At 73.4% G+C, this 18,024-nt stretch carries 20 protein-coding genes; 7 read left to right on the forward strand and 13 right to left on the reverse strand.

Features of this window, described 5'->3' with window-relative positions; genetic code table 11:
• Positions 1-127: 127 nt before the first annotated feature.
• The 9 genes from ACZ6H8_RS11015 to ACZ6H8_RS11055 form a co-directional block, all read right to left on the reverse strand.
• Entirely contained in the window at positions 128-1,108 is a 981-nt protein-coding gene (locus ACZ6H8_RS11015; protein ID WP_464146870.1) for a hypothetical protein, read from the reverse strand.
• A 128-nt stretch (positions 1,109-1,236) separates the two neighbouring features.
• Complete coding sequence (locus tag ACZ6H8_RS11020) at positions 1,237-2,235, reverse strand: magnesium and cobalt transport protein CorA (protein WP_464146871.1); 999 nt, start codon at positions 2,233-2,235, stop codon at positions 1,237-1,239.
• 76 nt (positions 2,236-2,311) lie between these two features.
• Complete coding sequence (locus ACZ6H8_RS11025; RefSeq protein ID WP_464146872.1) at positions 2,312-2,941, reverse strand: hypothetical protein; 630 nt, start codon at positions 2,939-2,941, stop codon at positions 2,312-2,314.
• 9 nt (positions 2,942-2,950) lie between these two features.
• Positions 2,951-3,754 carry a type I methionyl aminopeptidase gene (map, locus tag ACZ6H8_RS11030; RefSeq protein WP_464146874.1) on the reverse strand — a complete coding sequence of 268 codons (804 nt, stop codon included), beginning with the start codon at positions 3,752-3,754 and terminating at the stop codon, positions 2,951-2,953.
• Positions 3,751-4,152, reverse strand: coding sequence for a Fur family transcriptional regulator (locus ACZ6H8_RS11035; RefSeq protein ID WP_464146876.1), 402 nt, complete (start codon positions 4,150-4,152; stop codon positions 3,751-3,753). The genes map and ACZ6H8_RS11035 overlap by 4 nt, the downstream gene beginning before the upstream one ends.
• Positions 4,149-4,988, reverse strand: a complete 840-nt coding sequence (locus tag ACZ6H8_RS11040; protein WP_464146877.1) for a metal ABC transporter permease — start codon at positions 4,986-4,988, stop codon at positions 4,149-4,151. The genes ACZ6H8_RS11035 and ACZ6H8_RS11040 overlap by 4 nt, the downstream gene beginning before the upstream one ends.
• Positions 4,985-5,839 carry a metal ABC transporter permease gene (locus tag ACZ6H8_RS11045; RefSeq protein WP_464146878.1) on the reverse strand — a complete coding sequence of 285 codons (855 nt, stop codon included), beginning with the start codon at positions 5,837-5,839 and terminating at the stop codon, positions 4,985-4,987. Before ACZ6H8_RS11045 ends, ACZ6H8_RS11040 begins: the two co-directional genes overlap by 4 nt.
• Positions 5,840-5,841: 2 nt before the next feature.
• Positions 5,842-6,645 (reverse strand): metal ABC transporter ATP-binding protein, encoded by an 804-nt coding sequence (locus tag ACZ6H8_RS11050; RefSeq protein WP_464146879.1) that lies wholly within the window; start codon positions 6,643-6,645, stop codon positions 5,842-5,844.
• Positions 6,642-7,736, reverse strand: coding sequence for a metal ABC transporter substrate-binding protein (locus ACZ6H8_RS11055; protein ID WP_464146880.1), 1,095 nt, complete (start codon positions 7,734-7,736; stop codon positions 6,642-6,644). Before ACZ6H8_RS11055 ends, ACZ6H8_RS11050 begins: the two co-directional genes overlap by 4 nt.
• A gap of 161 nt (positions 7,737-7,897) precedes the next feature.
• Between ACZ6H8_RS11055 and ACZ6H8_RS11060 the strand changes: the two genes are divergently transcribed.
• The 4 genes from ACZ6H8_RS11060 to ACZ6H8_RS11075 are packed head-to-tail and all read left to right on the forward strand — an operon-like array spanning position 7,898 to position 10,278.
• Positions 7,898-8,329 (forward strand): MarR family winged helix-turn-helix transcriptional regulator, encoded by a 432-nt coding sequence (locus tag ACZ6H8_RS11060; RefSeq protein WP_464146881.1) that lies wholly within the window; start codon positions 7,898-7,900, stop codon positions 8,327-8,329.
• 45 nt (positions 8,330-8,374) lie between these two features.
• Positions 8,375-8,797: an organic hydroperoxide resistance protein gene (locus tag ACZ6H8_RS11065; protein WP_464146882.1), complete on the forward strand. Its 423-nt coding sequence runs from the start codon at positions 8,375-8,377 to the stop codon at positions 8,795-8,797.
• Between the two features lies 1 nt (position 8,798).
• Positions 8,799-9,251, forward strand: coding sequence for a DoxX family protein (locus ACZ6H8_RS11070; RefSeq protein WP_464146883.1), 453 nt, complete (start codon positions 8,799-8,801; stop codon positions 9,249-9,251).
• Positions 9,252-9,300: 49 nt separating this feature from the next.
• Entirely contained in the window at positions 9,301-10,278 is a 978-nt protein-coding gene (locus tag ACZ6H8_RS11075; RefSeq protein ID WP_464146884.1) for a zinc-binding dehydrogenase, read from the forward strand.
• A gap of 76 nt (positions 10,279-10,354) precedes the next feature.
• Here ACZ6H8_RS11075 and ACZ6H8_RS11080 read toward each other — a convergent pair whose 3' ends face one another.
• A complete protein-coding gene (locus ACZ6H8_RS11080; protein WP_464146886.1) occupies positions 10,355-11,269 on the reverse strand; it encodes a VOC family protein in 915 nt (304 codons plus the stop codon).
• Positions 11,270-11,350: 81 nt separating this feature from the next.
• Between ACZ6H8_RS11080 and ACZ6H8_RS11085 the strand changes: the two genes are divergently transcribed.
• Positions 11,351-11,890, forward strand: a complete 540-nt coding sequence (locus ACZ6H8_RS11085) for a MarR family winged helix-turn-helix transcriptional regulator (RefSeq protein ID WP_464146887.1) — start codon at positions 11,351-11,353, stop codon at positions 11,888-11,890.
• Positions 11,891-11,952: 62 nt separating this feature from the next.
• Entirely contained in the window at positions 11,953-13,641 is a 1,689-nt protein-coding gene (locus ACZ6H8_RS11090) for an NAD(P)/FAD-dependent oxidoreductase (RefSeq protein WP_464146889.1), read from the forward strand.
• 148 nt (positions 13,642-13,789) lie between these two features.
• Here ACZ6H8_RS11090 and nhaA read toward each other — a convergent pair whose 3' ends face one another.
• The 3 genes from nhaA to ACZ6H8_RS11105 all read right to left on the reverse strand — a co-directional run bounded on the left by nhaA (position 13,790) and on the right by ACZ6H8_RS11105 (position 17,812).
• A complete protein-coding gene (nhaA, locus tag ACZ6H8_RS11095; protein WP_464146890.1) occupies positions 13,790-15,628 on the reverse strand; it encodes a Na+/H+ antiporter NhaA in 1,839 nt (612 codons plus the stop codon).
• 111 nt (positions 15,629-15,739) lie between these two features.
• Entirely contained in the window at positions 15,740-17,116 is a 1,377-nt protein-coding gene (locus tag ACZ6H8_RS11100) for a serine/threonine-protein kinase (protein ID WP_464146891.1), read from the reverse strand.
• Positions 17,117-17,206: 90 nt separating this feature from the next.
• Positions 17,207-17,812, reverse strand: a complete 606-nt coding sequence (locus ACZ6H8_RS11105; RefSeq protein WP_464146892.1) for a DUF6652 family protein — start codon at positions 17,810-17,812, stop codon at positions 17,207-17,209.
• Between the two features lie 18 nt (positions 17,813-17,830).
• Here ACZ6H8_RS11105 and ACZ6H8_RS11110 point away from each other — a divergent pair.
• On the forward strand, positions 17,831-18,024 hold a 194-nt coding region (locus tag ACZ6H8_RS11110), incomplete at its 3' end, for a hypothetical protein (RefSeq protein ID WP_464146893.1).

Genomic DNA, 18,024 nt, shown 5'->3' on the forward strand with positions numbered 1-18,024 from the left:
CGCCCAGTTCTGCTCCGAGGAGCGGCTTGGGATGCGCCGTGCGGCGACGCCACACAAACGACCATCCTACGACACGCCCGGGCCGATGCGCCACCGCGGCGTGGCGCACCCTCGGACGACGCCCAGATCAGGCGGGCGGCGGCCAGTCCTGATGCGAGGGAGGCGGCTGCGGCGGCCACTGCTGCTGGGGCTGCATCGGATTCGGCACGACGCCCTGGTCGCGGCGCGGCGGCTGCGACGCCTGCCACGCACCGTCGGGCCACGGCTGCTGGGCCACGGGCTGCTGGGGAACGGGAGGCAGTGGGGTGGGCCGGGGCTCGAGCTGCCTGCGACTCCAGTACAGCAGCGTCGTCACGCACGCGGCGAGCGCGGCGAGCACGACGACCGCCACGGCAACACGCCAGTAGAGATCGCCGATGCGGACGCCGAACGGCGTGATCGCGAGGTGCAGGGTGAGCAGCACCGCGGCGAGACCGACGAGCGCAGCGGCCACCACGCCCACGACGCGAGCGATCGGCAGCCCGCCGCGCCGCCCGAGCGCCACGAGCGCCCACGCGCCCGCCGCCGCAGCGCGCACGACGACGAACGCGAGCAGGTACACGCCGAACAGCGCCAGGGCCAGGGGCGGCCCGTACCGGTCGGGGTCGGCGTAGTCGCATCCGTCGTACGGGTCGCAGATCGTCTCGGGAGCCACGACGACGACCGGCTCCACCCACGTCGCGAGCATGAGCACCGACAGCAGATAGACGTTCGCCGCGACGCCGATGACGAGCGGCACGACCGAGCGCCTCGAGAGCGCGAGGTCGAGCGCGAGCAGCGCCGTGAAGCCGACGAAGGCGACGACGGTCCACACGACGCGCGGCGCCTGCGTCTCGATGTCGCCGACGAAGATCAGCACGATCGTGAGCAGCGACACGAGCGTGAGCAGCACGATGCCGACGAGCAGCACGGGCTGGATGCCGAGCACGCGGCGAGGGGTGCGCTCGCCGGGAGGCGGCGCCGCCTGCTGGGCGAATGCCCGGGCATGCTGCTGGGCAGCGGGATGGGGCTGCGACACGGGATGCGGCTGGGATGCGGGATGCGGCTGGGATGCGGTCGGGTCGCTCATGACGGTCCTCTCGACGCCGTCACTCCACCACGCGCCGCTGCGCGCCGCCTGGGATCTGTGGACGGATCGGCGGATCCATGCGCTGTGCGGACAGGTGCGCCCCGCCGGTCCCAGGCTCCTCCAGGTGGTCAGAGCCAGTGCTTGCCGCGGAACACCGCGTACAGCGCGACGCTCGTGGCGACCATGAGCCCGAGCGCCATCGGGTACCCGAACGCCCACTCGAGCTCGGGCATGTGCTCGAAGTTCATGCCGTAGACCGTGCCGACGAGGCTCGGTGCGAAGAGGATCGCCGCCCAACCGGAGATCTTCTTCACGCTCTCGTTCTGCGCGAGCGCCGTCTCGGTGTGCCGCTCGGTCACGAGCGTCGCGTTCACGGTCAGCGCGTTGTGCAGCACGGCTCGGAAGGCGGCGGCGCGCTCGTTCACGCGGATCACGTGGTCGAGCACGTCGCGCAGCAGCCGCCGCAGCTCGACGTCGACCGCATGCTCGTCGACGCCGTCGCGCAGCGTCTCGAGCATCGCCACGAGCGGCGTCGTCGCGCGTTGGAAGCTCACGACCTCGCGCGCGAGCTCGTAGATCCTGCGGGCCAACCCCGGCTCGCCGCCTTGGAAGAGCGCGTCGTCGATCTCGTCGATGTCGGCCTGCAGCCCCCGCACGACCGGGGCGTAGTCGTCGACGACCTGGTCGAGGATCGCGTACAGCACGGCCTCCGGTCCCAGGCGCAGCAGGTCGGGGGTGGCCTGCATGCGCTGGCGCACGGCGGCGAGGTCAGGCCCCTCCGCGTGGCGCACCGTCACGACGAAGTCGGCGCCGACGAACACGTGCAGCTCGCCGAACTCGACCGCCTCGCGCTCGTCGACGTACCGCGCGGGACGCAGCACGGCGAACAGGGTGTCGCCGTAGCGCTCGAGCTTCGCGCGCTGATGCCCCTCGAGCGCATCCTCGACCGCGAGCGGATGCAGCGAGAGCTCGGCGGCGACCTCCTGCAGCTCCTCCTCCGTGGGCCGCAGCAGACCGATCCACGCCATGCCACGGGCATCGCGCATGTGCTCGAACGTCTGCTCGAGGCTCGAGGGGTCGTCGATGCGGTGGCCGTCGACGTAGACGGCGTTGTCGATGATGGGCACCGGCCCATGATGGACCCGCTGCGGTGGATGCGCGTGCATCCTCACGAGATCCGTGCGGCGGCCGCCGATCCGTGCGTCAGGGACCGAACTCGCGCCGCACCTCCGCCACGCCGTCGAGCTCGCCCTGCACCGCAGCGTGCAGTCGCAGCCCCTCGGCGACCCACGCCTCCTCGTCCGGGAGCGGCTCCTCGACCTGGCGCTCGCTCCAGGCGTCATGCCACGTGCGGAGGGCGTCGCAGAGCTCGGGAGTCAGCCCGAGCTCGTCGAGCGGCAGCCGGTAGTCGTCGCTGAACGACTCCCACAGCGGCGAGCCGGGCCACCACTCCGGGAACATGCGTATGACGCGCAGCCCGTTCGGCAGCACGAGCGGCCTGCCCGCCTGCGATCGCGCCGACAGGAGCCTGCTCTGCATCTGCCCTCGGCGACGCCACTGCGCCTGCGTGTCGGGCTGCTGGTGGTAGTCCATGCCCGAGAGCCAGACGAGACCATCGCGCCCGCGCCCGTCATGCTCGACGAGGGCGAGCGACCAGAGGTGCTCGTCGTGGTGCGACAGCGTGTGCGCCGCGTCGAGCGCCTGCTCCACGGAGGCGTCGAGCACATCGGTCGTCGACGTCTCGAGGTCTGGGCCCGCGAAGACGAAGACTCGGTAGCGCGCGTCGTCGCGCTGCCACGACGCGGGAGGTTCGTCTCCCTGCTCCCAGCGCACCAGCGTGCCTCAGGCCGCTGCGAGCCCGAGCGTCGGCGGCACCTCGTCTGCACGACGCGTGAGCACGACGGGGCCGTCGTCGGTGATCGCGACCGTGTGCTCGGAGTGCGCGGTGCGCGAGCCGTCGGCCGAGCGCAGCGTCCACCCGTCGGCATCCATGCGCAGCTCGTCGGTGCCGGCCATGACCCACGGCTCGATCGCGAGCAGCAGGCCGGGGCGCAACGTGTAGCCGCGGCCTGCGGCGCCGTCGTTGGCGACGTGCGGATCCTGGTGCATCGTCGAGCCGATGCCGTGCCCGCCGAACTGCCCGTTGATCGTGTAGCCCGCGCCGCGCAGCGTCTCGCCGATCGCGTGGCTGATGTCGCCGATGCGGTTGCCGACCTGCGCCTGCGCGATGCCCGCCTCGAGCGCGAGGCGCGTGGCATCCACGAGCGCGACGTCCTCCGGCCGCGTGCCGCCCACGCCGAACGTGAGCGCCGAGTCGGCCGCCCAGCCGTCGACGATGACGGCGAGGTCGAGCGTGAGCAGCTCGCCCTGCCGCACGACGCGGTCGTACGGCTTGCCGTGCAGCACGGCGTCGTCGATCGCGGTGCAGATGTGGAAGCCGAACGGTCCGCGCCCGAACGACGGCGCGTAGTCGACGTAGCAGGAGGTCGCGCCGGCGTCGCGGATCATCTCGGCGGCCCACGCGTCGATCTCGAGCAGGTTCGTGCCGGGCACGACGCGGTCGCGGACGGTCTGCAGGATGCGGCCGACGAGCTCGCCGGCCGGCTTCGCCGCCTCGACCTCGCGTGCGGACAGGATCTCGATCATGCGTCGCCTCCCGGGGCATGCCGGTCGCAGATGCCGGTGATCTCGATGGTGTGGTGCGGGTCGGAGTAGCCGTGCCTCGCAGCGACCTCGCGCGTCCACGACTCCACGGGGTCGGCGTCGAGCTCGACCGTGCGGCCGCAGACCCGGCAGATGAGGTGGTGATGGTGCGTGGGCGTGCACGCGCGGTAGACGGTCTCGCCCTCGTGCAGCACCGAGTCGGCGACGCCGTCGCCCTCGAGCGTCGACAGCGCGCGGTACACGGTCGCGAGGCCCACGGTCGAGCCTCCCTCGCGCATCGTCGCGTGCAGCGACTGCGCGGACACGAAGCCGTCGGCGGCGTCGAGCGCCTCGCGCACGGCCTCGCGCTGCTTCGTGGATCGTCGGCGCACGTCGGTCATGATGCGACCACGCTACCCGCGGCCGCGGGCGACGTGGGAGCGGCGAGGGCGGCGGAGCGCCGCGGCACGAGGTGCGCGAGGCCGACGACGGCGGCGGCGATGAGCGTGATCGCGCCGCCTGCCGAGACCGACCAGGCCCGCGAGACGAGCAGCCCGGCGACGGCGCACACGACGCCGATGAGCGGCGCGACCCACAGCATCGTCGTCGCGGAGCGCACGAGCCGCCTCGCCGCGGCAGCGGGCGCGACGATGAGCCCGACGGCGAGGATCGCGCCGAGCGCCGGCATGATCGCCACGACGGTCGCGGCGATGAGCGCGAGCGACACCGCCTCCGCCCGCGCAGGGTGCAGGCCCGCGGCGCGGAAGCCGGCCTCGTCGAACGACGCGAACAGCAGGTGGCGCCCGTACAGCCCGATCGCGGCGATGGCGACGCCGAGCACGGCGGCCGTGAGCCACAGGTCGGCCGTCGTCGTCGCGAGGATCGTGCCGGTGAGGAACGAGCCGACGTCGACGGGCACGTGCGTGGCCGTCTCGGCGAACGACCCGACCGCGAAGCCCGCGGTGAGCATGATGCCGGAGGCGACGGCGGAGCCCTGCGTGCGGATGCGGCCGACGAGCGTCGCCACGAGCACGAGCGCCACGGCGGTCGCGGCCGCGCCGAGCGGGATGGAGACGCCGAGGATCGCGGCGAGCACGGCGCCGGGGAACGTCGCGTGCGTGAGCGACATCGTGAAGAACGCGCGCCCGCGCAGCACGACGAGCACGCCCACGAGCCCGGCGAGCGCACCGGCGAGCACCGCCTCGAGCAGCGCACGCGAGAAGTAGTCGAGCGTCATGCCGTGACCCTCCTGGCGAGCGCACCGTCGCGCACGGCACCCACGGCGAGCGCCACGAGGTACGCGGCGAGCATCGTGAGGGCGACGATCGACGACGGCGACGCCTGCACGCCCGCCATCGACGCCGAGAACGCCAGCGACATCCCCAGCCACGAGGCTCCCGCCGCGATGCCGGTCGCGACGAGCGCGCCGGGCACGACGCGGCGCGTGACGGCACGGGAGGCGGCGGCGGGCACGATGAGCACGGCGAGCACGAGCAGGGTGCCGACGGCGGCGGATGCGGCGACGACCACGAGGGCGACGGCGACGTTCGCGACGACGTCGGTGCTGCGCACCGGCACGCCTGCGACGCGGGCCGCGTGCTCGTCGAACGCGCGCAGCACCTGCCAGCGCCACGTGACGACGACGCCGACGACCGCGACGGCGACGATCGCGAGCGACAGCCACAGCTGCCCGTCGGTGACGGTGAGCAGGCTGCCGAAGAAGAACGACTCCATCTGCCCCGCCCACTCCGAGCGCAGCGACACGAGCACGACGCCGAGCGAGAAGCAGGCGGTGAGCACGATCGCGACGCCCGTCTCGGTGCCCGTGCGCCTCGCGACGACCACGAGCACGAGCGCCGCGACGACCGCGGCGACGAGCGCGCCGGGCAGCACGCCGCCTGCGCCCGCGACGATGAAGCCGATGACGAGGCCGGGGAAGACGGCGTGGGTGAGGCCGTCGGAGGCGAACTCGAGCCTGCGCAGGTTCACGATCGTGCCGACGGTGCCCGCAGCGACGGCGAGGCCGAGCAGCAGCACGAGCGGCCGCAGCATGAACGGCAGCGCGAAGGGGGTGACGAGGTCGAGCACGATCAGCGGTGGCGCTCGTGCGGGTCGACCTCGTGCTCGCGGTGCGTGTCGTGCTCGTGGCCGTGCTCAGCCGCGTGATGCTCTGCGGTCGCGAGCGTGTGCCCGTCGATCTCGACCGCGTGGTGCTCGAAGGTCTTGCGCACCTGCTCGAGCGTGAGCACGCACACCGTGTCGTCGAACGCGATCTGCTCGCGGTCGATGAGCAGCGTGCGCTCGCAGACGGCGCGTGCGAGCTCGAGGTCGTGGGTCGTGACGACGAGCGCGACGCCAGCCGCCTTCAGGCGCTCGACGGCGTCGAGCAGCGACTGCCTGCTCGCCGAGTCGAGCCCGTTGAACGGCTCGTCGAGCAGCAGCAGCGCAGGCTCGCCCGCGATGGCGCGCGCGAGCAGGCCGCGACGCTGCTGGCCTCCGGAGAGGTCGCCGAAGCGAGCCTTGGCGTGCGCCGTGAGGCGCACGGTCTCGAGCGCGGCCGCGACCGCGTCGCGGTCTGCGCGGCCGGGCCAGCGCAGCCCGAGGCGCGCGGTGCGGCCCTGCATGACGACCTGCTCGAGCGAGATGGGGAACGCGGCATCCGTCGTCGACGACTGCGGGAGCATGCCGATGGCACCGGGGCCCGTGGGCACCTCGAAGCGCTCGGCGTCGTGCGGCACGAGCCCGAGCAGTCCGTCGAGCAGCGTCGACTTGCCTGCGCCGTTGGGCCCGACGAGCGCGACGGCCTCGCCGGGCTCCACCGCGAAGGTCACGCCGGACAGCACCGTGCGCCCTCCCCTGCGGAAGGACGCACGATCGATCCGGACGACGCTCACGGAGCGAGCGTATCCGGCACCGGCAGCGGCTCGACGCCCCACGACTCGACGATGAGCGTCACGTTGTGCACGACGCTGCCGACGTACGTCGCCCCCGGCGTGCCCTCCGCGCCGAGCGAGTCGGCGTACAGCGCGTCCTCGCCCGAGTAGACCTCGACGTCCGCCTCGCTCGCGATCGTCTCGGCGATCTGCGGGTCGATGCTCGTCTCGGAGAACACGGCGCGCACGCCCGACTCGCGGATCGCGGCGACGAGCGCGTCGATGTCGGCGGCGCTCGGCTCGGCGTTGTCGTCGAACGACGGCATGACGCTGCCGACGATCGTCATGTCCGTCGCCTCGGCGAGGTACGAAAAGGTGTCGTGGTTCGTCACGAGCAGACGCTGCTCGGCGGGCACCTGCTCGATGGAGGCGTGCACCCACGCGTCGAGCTCCTCGAGCTGCGCGACGTACGCCTCGGTCGAGGCCTCGAAGGTCTCGGCGTTCGCCTCGTCGGCGGCGGCGATGCCCGCGCCGATCGTCTCGGCCATGTGCACGACCTGGTGCGGGTCGCTCCACACGTGCGGGTCGGTGCCGCCGTGGTCGTGGTCGTGGTCCTCGTCGGCGTGCTCCTCGGACTCGGATGCCGCGGGCTCGCTCGACGAGGACTCGTCGGCGTGCTCCCCCTCTGCGTGCTCCCCCTCTGCGTGCTCCTCGTCGCCGTGGTCGTGCGCCTCGCCCTCGTGCAGGTGCACGTCGGCGGAGGCGTCGACGAGCTCGCCGTCGAAGCCCGACGCCTCGATGGTGTCGTCGAGCCACTCCTCGAGCCCCGCGCCGTTGATGACGAGCACGTCGGCATCCGCGAGCGCCTGCAGCGCCTCGGGCGTCGGGTCGTACGAGTGGGCGGACTGGCCGGGCTGCAGCAGCTGCGTCACGTCGGCGTCGTCGCCCACGATCTCGCGCACGACGTCGCCCATCTGCGTCGTCGTCGCGACGACCTGCAGCGTGCCGTCGTCGCCTGCGCTCGAGTCGGCCGACGAGGAGCACCCGGCGAGGGCGATGGCGGACACCGCGACGAGGGCGGGCAGGGCGATGCGCGTGGACAGGCGAGGCATGGAGCCGACGCTACTCGCGAATGAGAACCGTTGTCAAAACAGAGGCATCCACGGCGTGACCGTCGCGCCAGCCCGGGGCCGCGTTCCGGGGCCACCGTCTCCATGGCGCATCCGTCCTCGATTGAGTTGTGCACGATTCGATTGCGTGCAATGCTTCTTCCATGGCCGTGACCGACGAGATGCTGTGCTTCGCGCTCTACGCGGCGACGCGCGCGACGACGCAGACCTACCGCTCGCTGCTGGAGCCGTGGGGCCTCACGTACCCGCAGTACCTCGTGCTCGTGACGCTCTGGGTCGAGGGGCCGCAGAGCGTGCGCGGACTCGGCGAGCGCATGCAGCTCGACAGCGGCACCCTCTCGCCGCTGCTGCGGCGCATGGAGGACGACGGCCTCGTGCAGCGCGTGCGCCGCACCGACGACGCCCGCGTCGTCGAGGTCGCGCCGACGAGGCGAGGCCTCGCCCTGCGCGGAGAGCTCGCCCACATCCCCGCCGCCATCGCAGGCGCCATGGGCGTCGTCGGCGACCGCGACGACGAGCTGCTGCTCGCGCGCCTGCAGGGCCTGACGGCGTCGATGCACGCCGCCCGCGCCTGACGGCTCCACCCGACTTCCCCACCCACGACATCCAGGAGGATCACCATGGACGTGCTCTACACCGCTGAGGCACTCTCGACCGGCGCCGGCCGCGATGGCAAGGTCACGACGCCGGACGGCCGCCTCGCCATCGACATGGCCGTGCCCGCCGAGATGGGCGGCACCGGCGCCGGCTCGAACCCCGAGCAGCTCTTCGCCGCCGGCTACGCCGCGTGCTTCCACTCCGCGCTGCAGGGCGTCGCACGTGCCAAGAAGGTGCAGATCGCCGACTCGAGCGTCGGCGGCCGCGTGCACATCGGCCCCGACGGCTCGGGCGGCTACCGCCTCGCCGTCGAGCTCGAGGTCGTCATCCCCGACCTGCCGCACGACCAGGCGCAGGAGCTCGCCGACGCCGCGCACCAGGTGTGCCCGTACTCCAACGCGACGCGCGGCAACATCGACGTGACCGTCACGGTCACGGACGACTGACGTGACCGACGCCCGCGAGGACCGCCGCCGCGGACGACGGCCGGCGCAGCACGTCGTGCGCATCCTCATGGGCGTCGCCCTCGTGGGCGCGGGCATCGCCCACCTCACGGTCGCCCGCGACGACTTCCAGGCGCAGGTCCCGCGGTTCGTGCCACTCGATCCCGACGTCACCGTGCTCGCATCCGGCGTCGTCGAGATCGTGCTCGGCCTCGCGCTCGCCGCCGCCAGGCGACGCCGCGTCGCCGTGGGCGTCGCGGCCGCGGCGTTCTTCGTCGCCGTCTTCCCCGGCAACCTCGCCCAGTGGGTGCACGGGCGCGACGGCTTCGGCCTCGACACCGACGCGGCGCGCTTCGCACGCCTCTGGTTCCAGCCCCTGCTCGTCGCAGGCGCCCTGTGGTCGACCGGTGCGCGGCACGCGCTGCTGCACCGCATCCGCACCCGCAGACGGCGCTGACGCGCCCCGTCATCCCCCGACCCATCCCCGCTCTCGAGAGGAGCACCCCATGCGTGCAGTCGTGCACGAGACGTTCGGCGAGCCGGCCGACGTCCTGTCGGTCGCAGACCGCCCCACCCCCGAGCCCGGCCCCGGACAGGTGCGCGTGCGCATCCTGCTCGCCGCCATCCACAACCACGACCTCTGGACGGTGCGCGGCACCTACGGGTTCGTGCCCGACCTGCCCGCCGCGAGCGGCACCGAGGCCGTCGGCATCGTCGACGCGCTCGGCGAGGGCGTCGACTCGCTCGCCGTCGGCGATCGCGTCGTCACGGGCGGCACGTTCGGCGTGTGGGCAGAGCACGTGCTCGCCGACGCCGCCTCGCTCGTGCCCGCGCCGGACGGACTGCCCGACGAGGCGGCCGCCCAGCTCGTGGCGATGCCGTTCAGCGCCATCTCGCTGCTGCACGACCTGAGCCTCGAGCCGGGATCGTGGATCGTGCAGAACGCCGCGAACGGCGCCGTGGGCCGCATGGTCGCCCAGCTCGCCGAGGCGCGCGGCGTGCACGTCGTCGGGCTCGTGCGTCGCGCGGCCGCCGTCGACGAGCTGCGCGAGGCGGGCATCGGCAACGTCGTCGCGACCGACGCCGACGACTGGCGCGAGCAGGTCGCCGCGCTCGTGGGCGACGCGCCGATCGTCGCGGGCGTCGACTCGGTCGGCGGCTCCTCCGCCGGCGACGTGCTGTCGGTGCTCGGCGAGGGCGGCACGCTCATCGCGTTCGGCGCGATGGACTCGCCCGTGCTCGAGCTGCGCTCGGGCGACCTCATCTTCAAGCAGGCCACGGTGCGCGGATTCTGGGGCGCCGTCGTCAGCAGGACGATGGACGCCGAGACGCGGCAGGCGCTCTTCGGCGAGCTCGCAGAGCGCATCGCAACCGGCGTGCTCACGCTGCCGGTGTCGAGCATCCACCCCTTCGAGGACGTGCGGGATGCCGTGCGCGCGAGCCTCACGCCGGGCCGCGTCGGCAAGGTGCTGCTGCGCCCGTAGCGACGCCACCACGAGACGGGGCCCGATCCGCGCAGGATCGGGCCCCGTTCGCGGCCCAGCCATGCGGGCCGAGCGGTCAGCGGGCGAGCAGCTCGTCGGTGGTGAGATCGGGCAGCGCGACGGTCACCTGCGTGCCCCACGGGTCCGCGACCGTGACCGAGCGGCCATCGGCGGCGAACGGGAGGCCCCGGGCGCGCAGGCGAGCTGCGAGCGCATCGAGCCCCTCCGCCGTCGGCACCGTCACCGACACGTCGCCGAGGCCGAGGCTCGCGGCGCGCGGGCCCGAGCCTGCGCTGTTCCACGTGTTCATCGCCACGTGGTGGTGGTAGCCGCCCGCGGAGGCGAACAGCGCGCCCGGATACGTCGACACGGTCGTCTCGAAGCCCAGGGCGTCGACGTAGAACGCCCGCGCCGCCTCGACGTCGCCCACCTGCAGGTGCACGTGCCCGACGGCGCCCGCGAGCGCGGGGCCCGCATCGACCGCGCGCTGCTCGAGGTGGCGGCGCAGGTACGCGTTCGGGTCGAGATGGTTCGTCGCCATGCGGATCTGCTCGCCGTCGTGGATCCACGTCGACCGGTCGCGGTCGGTGTACAGCTCGACCCCATTGCCCTCGGGGTCGGTGAAGTAGAACGCCTCGCTGACGAGGTGGTCGCTCGAGCCGACGAAGCGGCTGCGCGGCTCCTGCGCGGCCCGGTAGACGGTCGCGGCGAGCGCGGATGCGTCCTCGAACAGGAACGCCGTGTGGAAGAGGCCCGACTGCCTGCGATCGACGGCGGGCAGGCCGGGCGTGTGCACGAGGCGCACGAGCGGCGTGCTGCCGCGGCCGAGCACGCGATGCACCTCGCGGCCGCGCGCGGCCTCCTCGAGCGGCTCCATCGCGAACGCGCCCGCGTAGTAGTCGGCCATGCCCTCGAGGTCGCCGACGCGCAGCGTCACGGCACCCATCGAGGTCGCGGCGTCCAGCACTCGCTCGTCGGTCGTCCCAGTCATGGCCCTTGGCTCCCTGCCGTTGCTTGTACCTGAAACTATCAGCCATTGCTTGTACCTGCAACCAATGGCTACGCTGGAGGCATGGGCCCACTCCAGCACCGCGAGCGCGTCGCGATCGCCCGCCTCCACGCGATGCTCGAGCTGCTGCCCACCGCCCTCGACCGCGAGCTCGCACCCACGGGGCTCACGTCGTTCGAGCTCACCCTGCTCGAGGCGCTCCACGAGGCCGACCGGGGCCGACTGCGCCTCACGGCCCTCGCCTCCCGCACGAACGCGACGCTGCCGCGGCTCTCGCGGGTCGTCACGGCGCTCGAGCGCAAGGGCCTCGTGCAGCGCGCCGCCTGCGAGGAGGACGGTCGCGCCACGAACGCCGTGCTGCTGCCCGCCGGCGAGCAGGCGTACCTCGCCGCGGTGCCCGTGCACGCACGCGCCGTGCGCTCGACGATCCTCGACGGCCTCGACGACGCCGGCGTCGACGATCTCGCGCGCATCGCATCCGCGATCCTCGGCCGGCTCGACCCCGAGCGACGCCTCGCGATCACCGCCGACGCCGACGCCGACGCCAGCGGCGACCAGGACGCGTGCCCCGCCGACCCCGTGCGGCGCGCGACCGCGAGCTGACCAGGCGCATCGCCGCCGATCCGCACGGCGCGCACGCGCGACGCGCCGCCTATCCTGACCGCATGGACACGCGTCCCGTCATCCTGCTCGCCTCGAACGACGCCGCCGAGTCGATCGACCGCGAGTTCCGCGCCCGGTACGACCGCGACTACCGCATCGAGATCGCACCCGACGCGGCCTCGACGCTCGCACGCCTCGCGGAGCTCGTCGAGGCAGGCACGCAGGTGGCGATGCTCGGCGCCGAGCGGGCGCTGCCCGACGGCCCGGGCCTCGCGCTGCTGCACGACACCCAGGAGCTGGCGCCCGCTGCCCGCCGCGTCGCGCTGCTCGTGCCAGGCGAGTACGCCGACGCCATCGAGGAGATGCGGCTCGCGATCCTTCGCCGCGACATCGACACGTTCGTCGGCGTGCCACGCGGCACGCGCGACGAGGAGTTCCACATCGCCCTCACCGAGCTGCTCTCGGAGTGGGGATGGTCGGTGGCGGGGCCCGTGGTGTCGTCCGCCGACATCGTCGCCGAGCCAGGCGACCGCCGCGTCGGCGCCATCCGCGACCTGCTCGACCGGCTCGGCATGCCCAACCGGGTGCTCGCCCCCGACGCTCCCGAGGCCCTCGGCATGCTCGAGATCGCCGGCTCCGATGCCGTGCTGCCGCTCGTGCGCTCGTTCACGGGGCAGGTGCTGCAGGATGCGACGCCCGCGAAGGTGAGCGAGGCGATGTACGGCGGCTTCGACGCCATCCCAGACGGCGAGGTCGCCGACGTCGTCGTCGTGGGTGCGGGTCCCGCCGGCCTCGCCGCCGCCGTGTACGCCGCCTCCGAGGGCCTGTCGACGATCGTGCTCGAGCGCGACGCGATCGGCGGGCAGGCCGGCTCGTCGTCGATGATCCGCAACTACCTCGGCTTCCCGCGCGGCATCTCGGGCATGCGGCTCGCGCAACGATCCCGCATCCAGGCGAGCCGCTTCGGCGCGAGGTTCTACACCGGCAGGTCGGCGGCACGCATCGAGCGCGGGCCGGAGCATGAGCCCGAGCACCACCACGTGCTCGTCGACGGCGCGCAGATCTGCGCGCGCACCGTCGTGCTCGCCACCGGCGTGCAGTACCGCCGGCTCGCGGTCGACGGGGTCGACGAGCACGTCGGCAACGGCGTCACGTACGGCTCGGCGACGACGATGGCGCGCGAGATGCAGGATCGCGACGTGTTCGTGGTGGGCGCGGGCAACTCCGCGGGCCAGGCGGCCGTGCACCTGGCGAAGTTCGCGCGCTCGGTGACGATGCTCGTGCGCCGCGGCGACCTCGCCGAGACGATGTCGGAGTACCTCATCCGCGAGATCGCCGCGACGCCCGCCGTGCACGTGCGGTGCCGCACGGCGGTCGTCGACGGCGGTGGCGCAGCCAGGCTCGAGCACCTCACGGTCGAGGACCTCGACACCGGCGAGCGCGAGACGCTCGCCGCCGACGGGCTGTGCTGCATGCTCGGCGCCGACCCCGCCTGCGGCTGGCTGCCCGACGACATCGCCCGCGACGACCACGGCTTCGTGCTCACGGGTCGCGACGTGCCCATGCACGCGTGGGTCGACGGCGTGCCGCCTGCGAGCCTCGAGACGACGGTGCGCGGCATCTTCGCCGTCGGCGACGTGCGCGCGGGCTCGATGAAGCGCGTCGCGTCGGCGGCAGGCGAGGGCGCATCGGCGCTGCCGCTCGTGCATGCCGAGCTCGCGCGCCTGCGCGCCCTGCAGCTCACCGGCTGAGCTGCGCGGTCGCGAGATGCCCCGAGCGCGAGCGCCGAACCTGCACGTCAGCGGCACCTCGCATGCATGGTGCACCTGAGGAACGCCTCCCGTGCAGGTTCGGCGGCGCACGCTGCGACGCCGCACGGCGCTGGCCTCGGGGGGCCAGCTACGAGCGGCGCCTGGCGGATGCCAGCGCCGCCTCCTTCGCCTCGATCGCGGCGATCATCGTGCGACCGTCGTGCGGTCCGCGGTGCCGCGTGCCGTCGATGAAGAACGTCGGGGTGCCGCGCGCGCCGCTGTCGCGCGCGCTGCGCGCGTGCTTCTCGACCAGGCGCGCGGTGGCCTCGTCGGCGACGTCCTCGTCGTAGCGGTCGAGGTCGAGCCCGACCTGCTCGGCGTAGCGCCGCAGGTCGCTCGGCTCGAGCGCCGACTGGTTCGCGAACAGCACGTCGTGCATCTCCCAGAAGCGGTCCTGGCGCGCGGCGGCCTCGGCCGCGATCGCCGCGCCGCGCGCGTGGGGGTGCACGTCGTCGAGCGGCAGGTGGCGCACGACGTACCGCACGCGGTCGCCGAAGTGCTCGCGGATGTCCTTCCACATGCCCGTCGCACGGGCGCAGAACGGGCACTCGAAGTCGAGGTACTCCACGACCGTCAGCTGCGCACCCTCGGTGCCGCGCGTGTGGTCGAGCTCGGGGTCGAACGCGGGCTCGAGCGTCGAGGGCAGGTCGGCCTCGGTCTCGCCCATCTTCGTGCGGGCGACACGGAACACGATCCAGCCGAGCGCCCACGACAGCACGAGCGCGATGAGCACGCCCACGGTCGCGGCGTCGGCCGTCTCGCCCTCGAACGCGAGGGAGATGATGAGCAGCGACATCGTGAAGCCGATGCCGGACAGCGCGGCACCGCCAGCGACGCTGCCCGGCCCGACGCCGTCCGGCAGGCGTCCGAGGCCCGCGCGCACCGCGCCCCACGCCCCCAGCGCGATGCCGCCGAGCTTGCCGAGCACGAGGCCCGCGACGACGCCCCACGTCACGGGGCTCGTGAGCGCCTCGCCCAGCACGCCGCCGCGCAGGTCGACGCCTGCGTTCGCGAGCGCGAAGATCGGCACGATCACGAGCGACACCGGGCCGCGCAGCACCTCGTGGAGGCGTTGGTTCACCGAGATGGAGCGCGCGAGCCCTCGCTGCACCGATCGCGCGACGGAGGCATCCGGCGACTGCCAGTAGTCGCGGAACAGGTGCTTGGCGGCGAGCACGTCGCCGCGCTCGGTCGCGGCGGCAGGCACGAGGAGGCCCGCGGCCATGCCTGCGAGCGACGGGTGGATGCCCGACAGCAGCGTCGCCGCCCACAGCACGACGATCACCGTGACGTACGGGCTCGAACGCCACTGTCGTGCACGGCCCAGCCAGTACAGCAGCGCGAGGCTCACGACGGCGATGCCGAGCGGCACGAGCTGCACGTCGTCGGTGTAGAAGACGCCGATGATCGTGACGGCGAGGAAGTCGTCGACGACGGTGAGCGTCAGCAGGAACACGCGCAGCTGCGCCGACATCCTGGGGCCGACGAGCGCGAGCGCCCCGAGCAGGAACGCCGTGTCGGTGCCGATGACGACGCCCCAGCCGCTCGCCGCCTCGCGGCCTGCGATCGCGAGGTAGATCGCGGCAGGCAGCGCGACGCCCGCGAGACCGGCGGCGAGCGGCACGAGCGCCCGCCTGCGGTCGCGCAGCGATCCGACGGCGAGCTCCTCGCGCACCTCGAGGCCGATGAGGAAGAAGAAGATGACCATGAGGCCGTCGTTGACCCAGTGGTGGAGGCTCAGGTCGATCGCGAAGTCGCCGATCGTGACGGCCGCCTCGGTGTGCCACAGGTCGACGTACGTCTGCGACCACGGCGAGTTCGCCCACAGCAGCGCGACGATCGAGACGACCACGAGCAGCAGCGCGCTGCCCGACTCGGTGCGCATCCTGTCGATGACGGCCTGCGCCCATCCGACCCCACGTGCCATGCTCGCCTCTCGCCGCGTCCGACCGTGCTCCGCACGGTACCGGTCAGGATGCTGGCAACGCGCACACCGGCTCCCCGCTTCCCGGCGAGGGTGGCCCTGCTGAGCCCTGGCTCAGCCGTTCCCGTTCCCGTTCCCGTTGCCGTTGCCGTTGCCGCCTCCGCCGTTGCCGTTCCCGCCTCCGCCGGCGCCGTTCCCGCCACCGCCGTTGCCGTTGCCGCCATTGCCGGGCTCGACGGTGGGCTCGAGCGGAGGTGCGACCGTGGGTGCGATGGTCGGGGCGACCTCGGTCGGCTGGACGGGATCGGGGACCGGGGACACGCTGGGCGACGTCGTCTCCGGCGGGGAGGAGACCTCGGCGACCTCGGACGGCGCGCTCGTCGACGGCTGCATCGCGATGGCGACGCCGACGACCGCGGCGATGGTCGCCGCTGCCGCCGCGATCCCCAGCACGCGTCGCCAGGGTCGCCTGCCCTCGGTCGCCTGCGCTGGGGAGGCAGCGTGGACGACCGTCGAGGCCGCCGCCGAGGAGGCGCCGGCCTCATCCCACCGCGCCGACGCGGACATGGACGGCGCGGACATGGACGGCGCGGGCAGCGGCAGCGTGGCGGCGACCGCGACGGTCGATGCCGGCACGCGGTCGGCGACGAGGCCGGTCGCGATCTCGACCACCTGCTGGGGCGAGGGACGCTCGTCGGCCTCCCGCGCGGTCATCGCGGCGAGCAGCGCACCCCAGCGCGGATGCATGGTCTCGGGGATCACTGGGTCGCGCAGCATCCGCGCCGTCAGCGCCTCGAGCATGGGCCCTGGGAACTCCCGCGATCCCGTGATGGCCTCGAGCAGCACGAGCCCCAGCGAGTAGACGTCGGTCGCCGCCGTCACGGCGCCGCCCATCGCCTGCTCGGGACTCAGATATGCGGCCGTGCCGAGCACCGCCCCCGTCGCCGTGAGGCGCGCGCCACCCTCGAGCGTCGCGATGCCGAAGTCGGCGAGCCTCGCGTCGAACTCCCGGCCCGCGAGCGGCGACGGCGCGAGCAGGATGTTCGACGGCTTGACGTCGCGATGCACGATCCCTCGCGCGTGGACGACGACGAGCGCCTCGGCGACGTCCAGCGCGAGGCGTGCGAGCTCGGCGTCGGCGATCACGCCGTCCGCTCGCCGTCGCGCGAGCGTGGGCCCGTCGACGAGCTCCATGACGATGATCGTGCTGAGGCCGCCTGCGAGGCGCACGATCGCGGCGTCGTGCACGGGCACGAGCGCGCGATGGCTCAGCGCTGCGAGCATCTCGATCTCCGTCTGCTCCCGACGACGGGCCGCGGGATCCTCGCCCGCGTGCGCGAGCACCTTCATCGCGACGTCGCGCCCCAGCACCTCGTCGGTCGCTCGGTGCACCGTGGCCATGCCTCCCGCGCCGAGCATCGCGCCGACGCGGTAGCGACCCGCGAGCAGCGATCCGACCTCGAGCGTCGGCGCGTGGAGATCCCCATCCATGACCTGGCGAGCGTAGCCCGGCACGTGCGGTCGTCGGGCGGGTTGCGGCGCGGTGCGCGGCGTGCTTCGGCCGAGCAGGCGGGCGCGTACCTAGGGCGACGGCGGACGCGGCTGCAGCGCCGTCACCTGCTCGGGCGCCCGCCACTCGTGCATCGGCGGCGGTACGGCGAGGATGCGGCGGATGCGTGCGAAGACGACGATCGAGGCCACGACGTCGACGACGAACAGGAGGTGCATCGGCAGCAGGAGCCAGAAGAAGACGCCGCCGACCATGCGGTCGCGCCGGAGGCGGATGAGGGCTGCGACGCCGTACGCCGACGTCGGCAGCATCGCGAGGTAGGTGATCACGACCGCGACGGGCACCGTGAGGATCGCAGGCACGGCGATGAGGGTGAGGAACGTCAGCAGCCCGAGCGACATGACGAAGCTCAGCACGAAGAACGGGATGCTCGAGAGCTTGACCGCGAGCATGCCGGTGGCGAGGGTGCGCATGTCGCCACGCACGGCGCGGACGACGGCGTCGACCACGCCGGCGGTGCCGACGACGACGTAGAGCAGCGGCCAGGCCATGAGCACGAACCCGGAGGCGATCGCCACCGGGTGCTCGTCGGCGGCGTCGTCGCCCAGGAACGTGAAGCCCGTGAGCGGCAGCAGGCCGCCGATCAGCAGCACGATCGCGAAGGCCCACCGGATCATCCGCCGCCTCCCCCGAGCATGATCGCCCCAGCATGGCGTGCGACCCGCAGCGCCGGCTGCAGGGCGTCTGCGGGTCGGCTGGACGCCGACGCGCGCTACGGCGTCGGCGCCGGCGAGGGCTCGGCGGACGGCGGTGCGCTCGACTCGGTGGGCGCGGGCTCGCTCGGCTCCGGCGGCGTCGACGGCGTGGGCTCCGGCGACGTCGTGGGCGG

The organism is Agrococcus sp. AC640b (assembly GCF_979255995.1).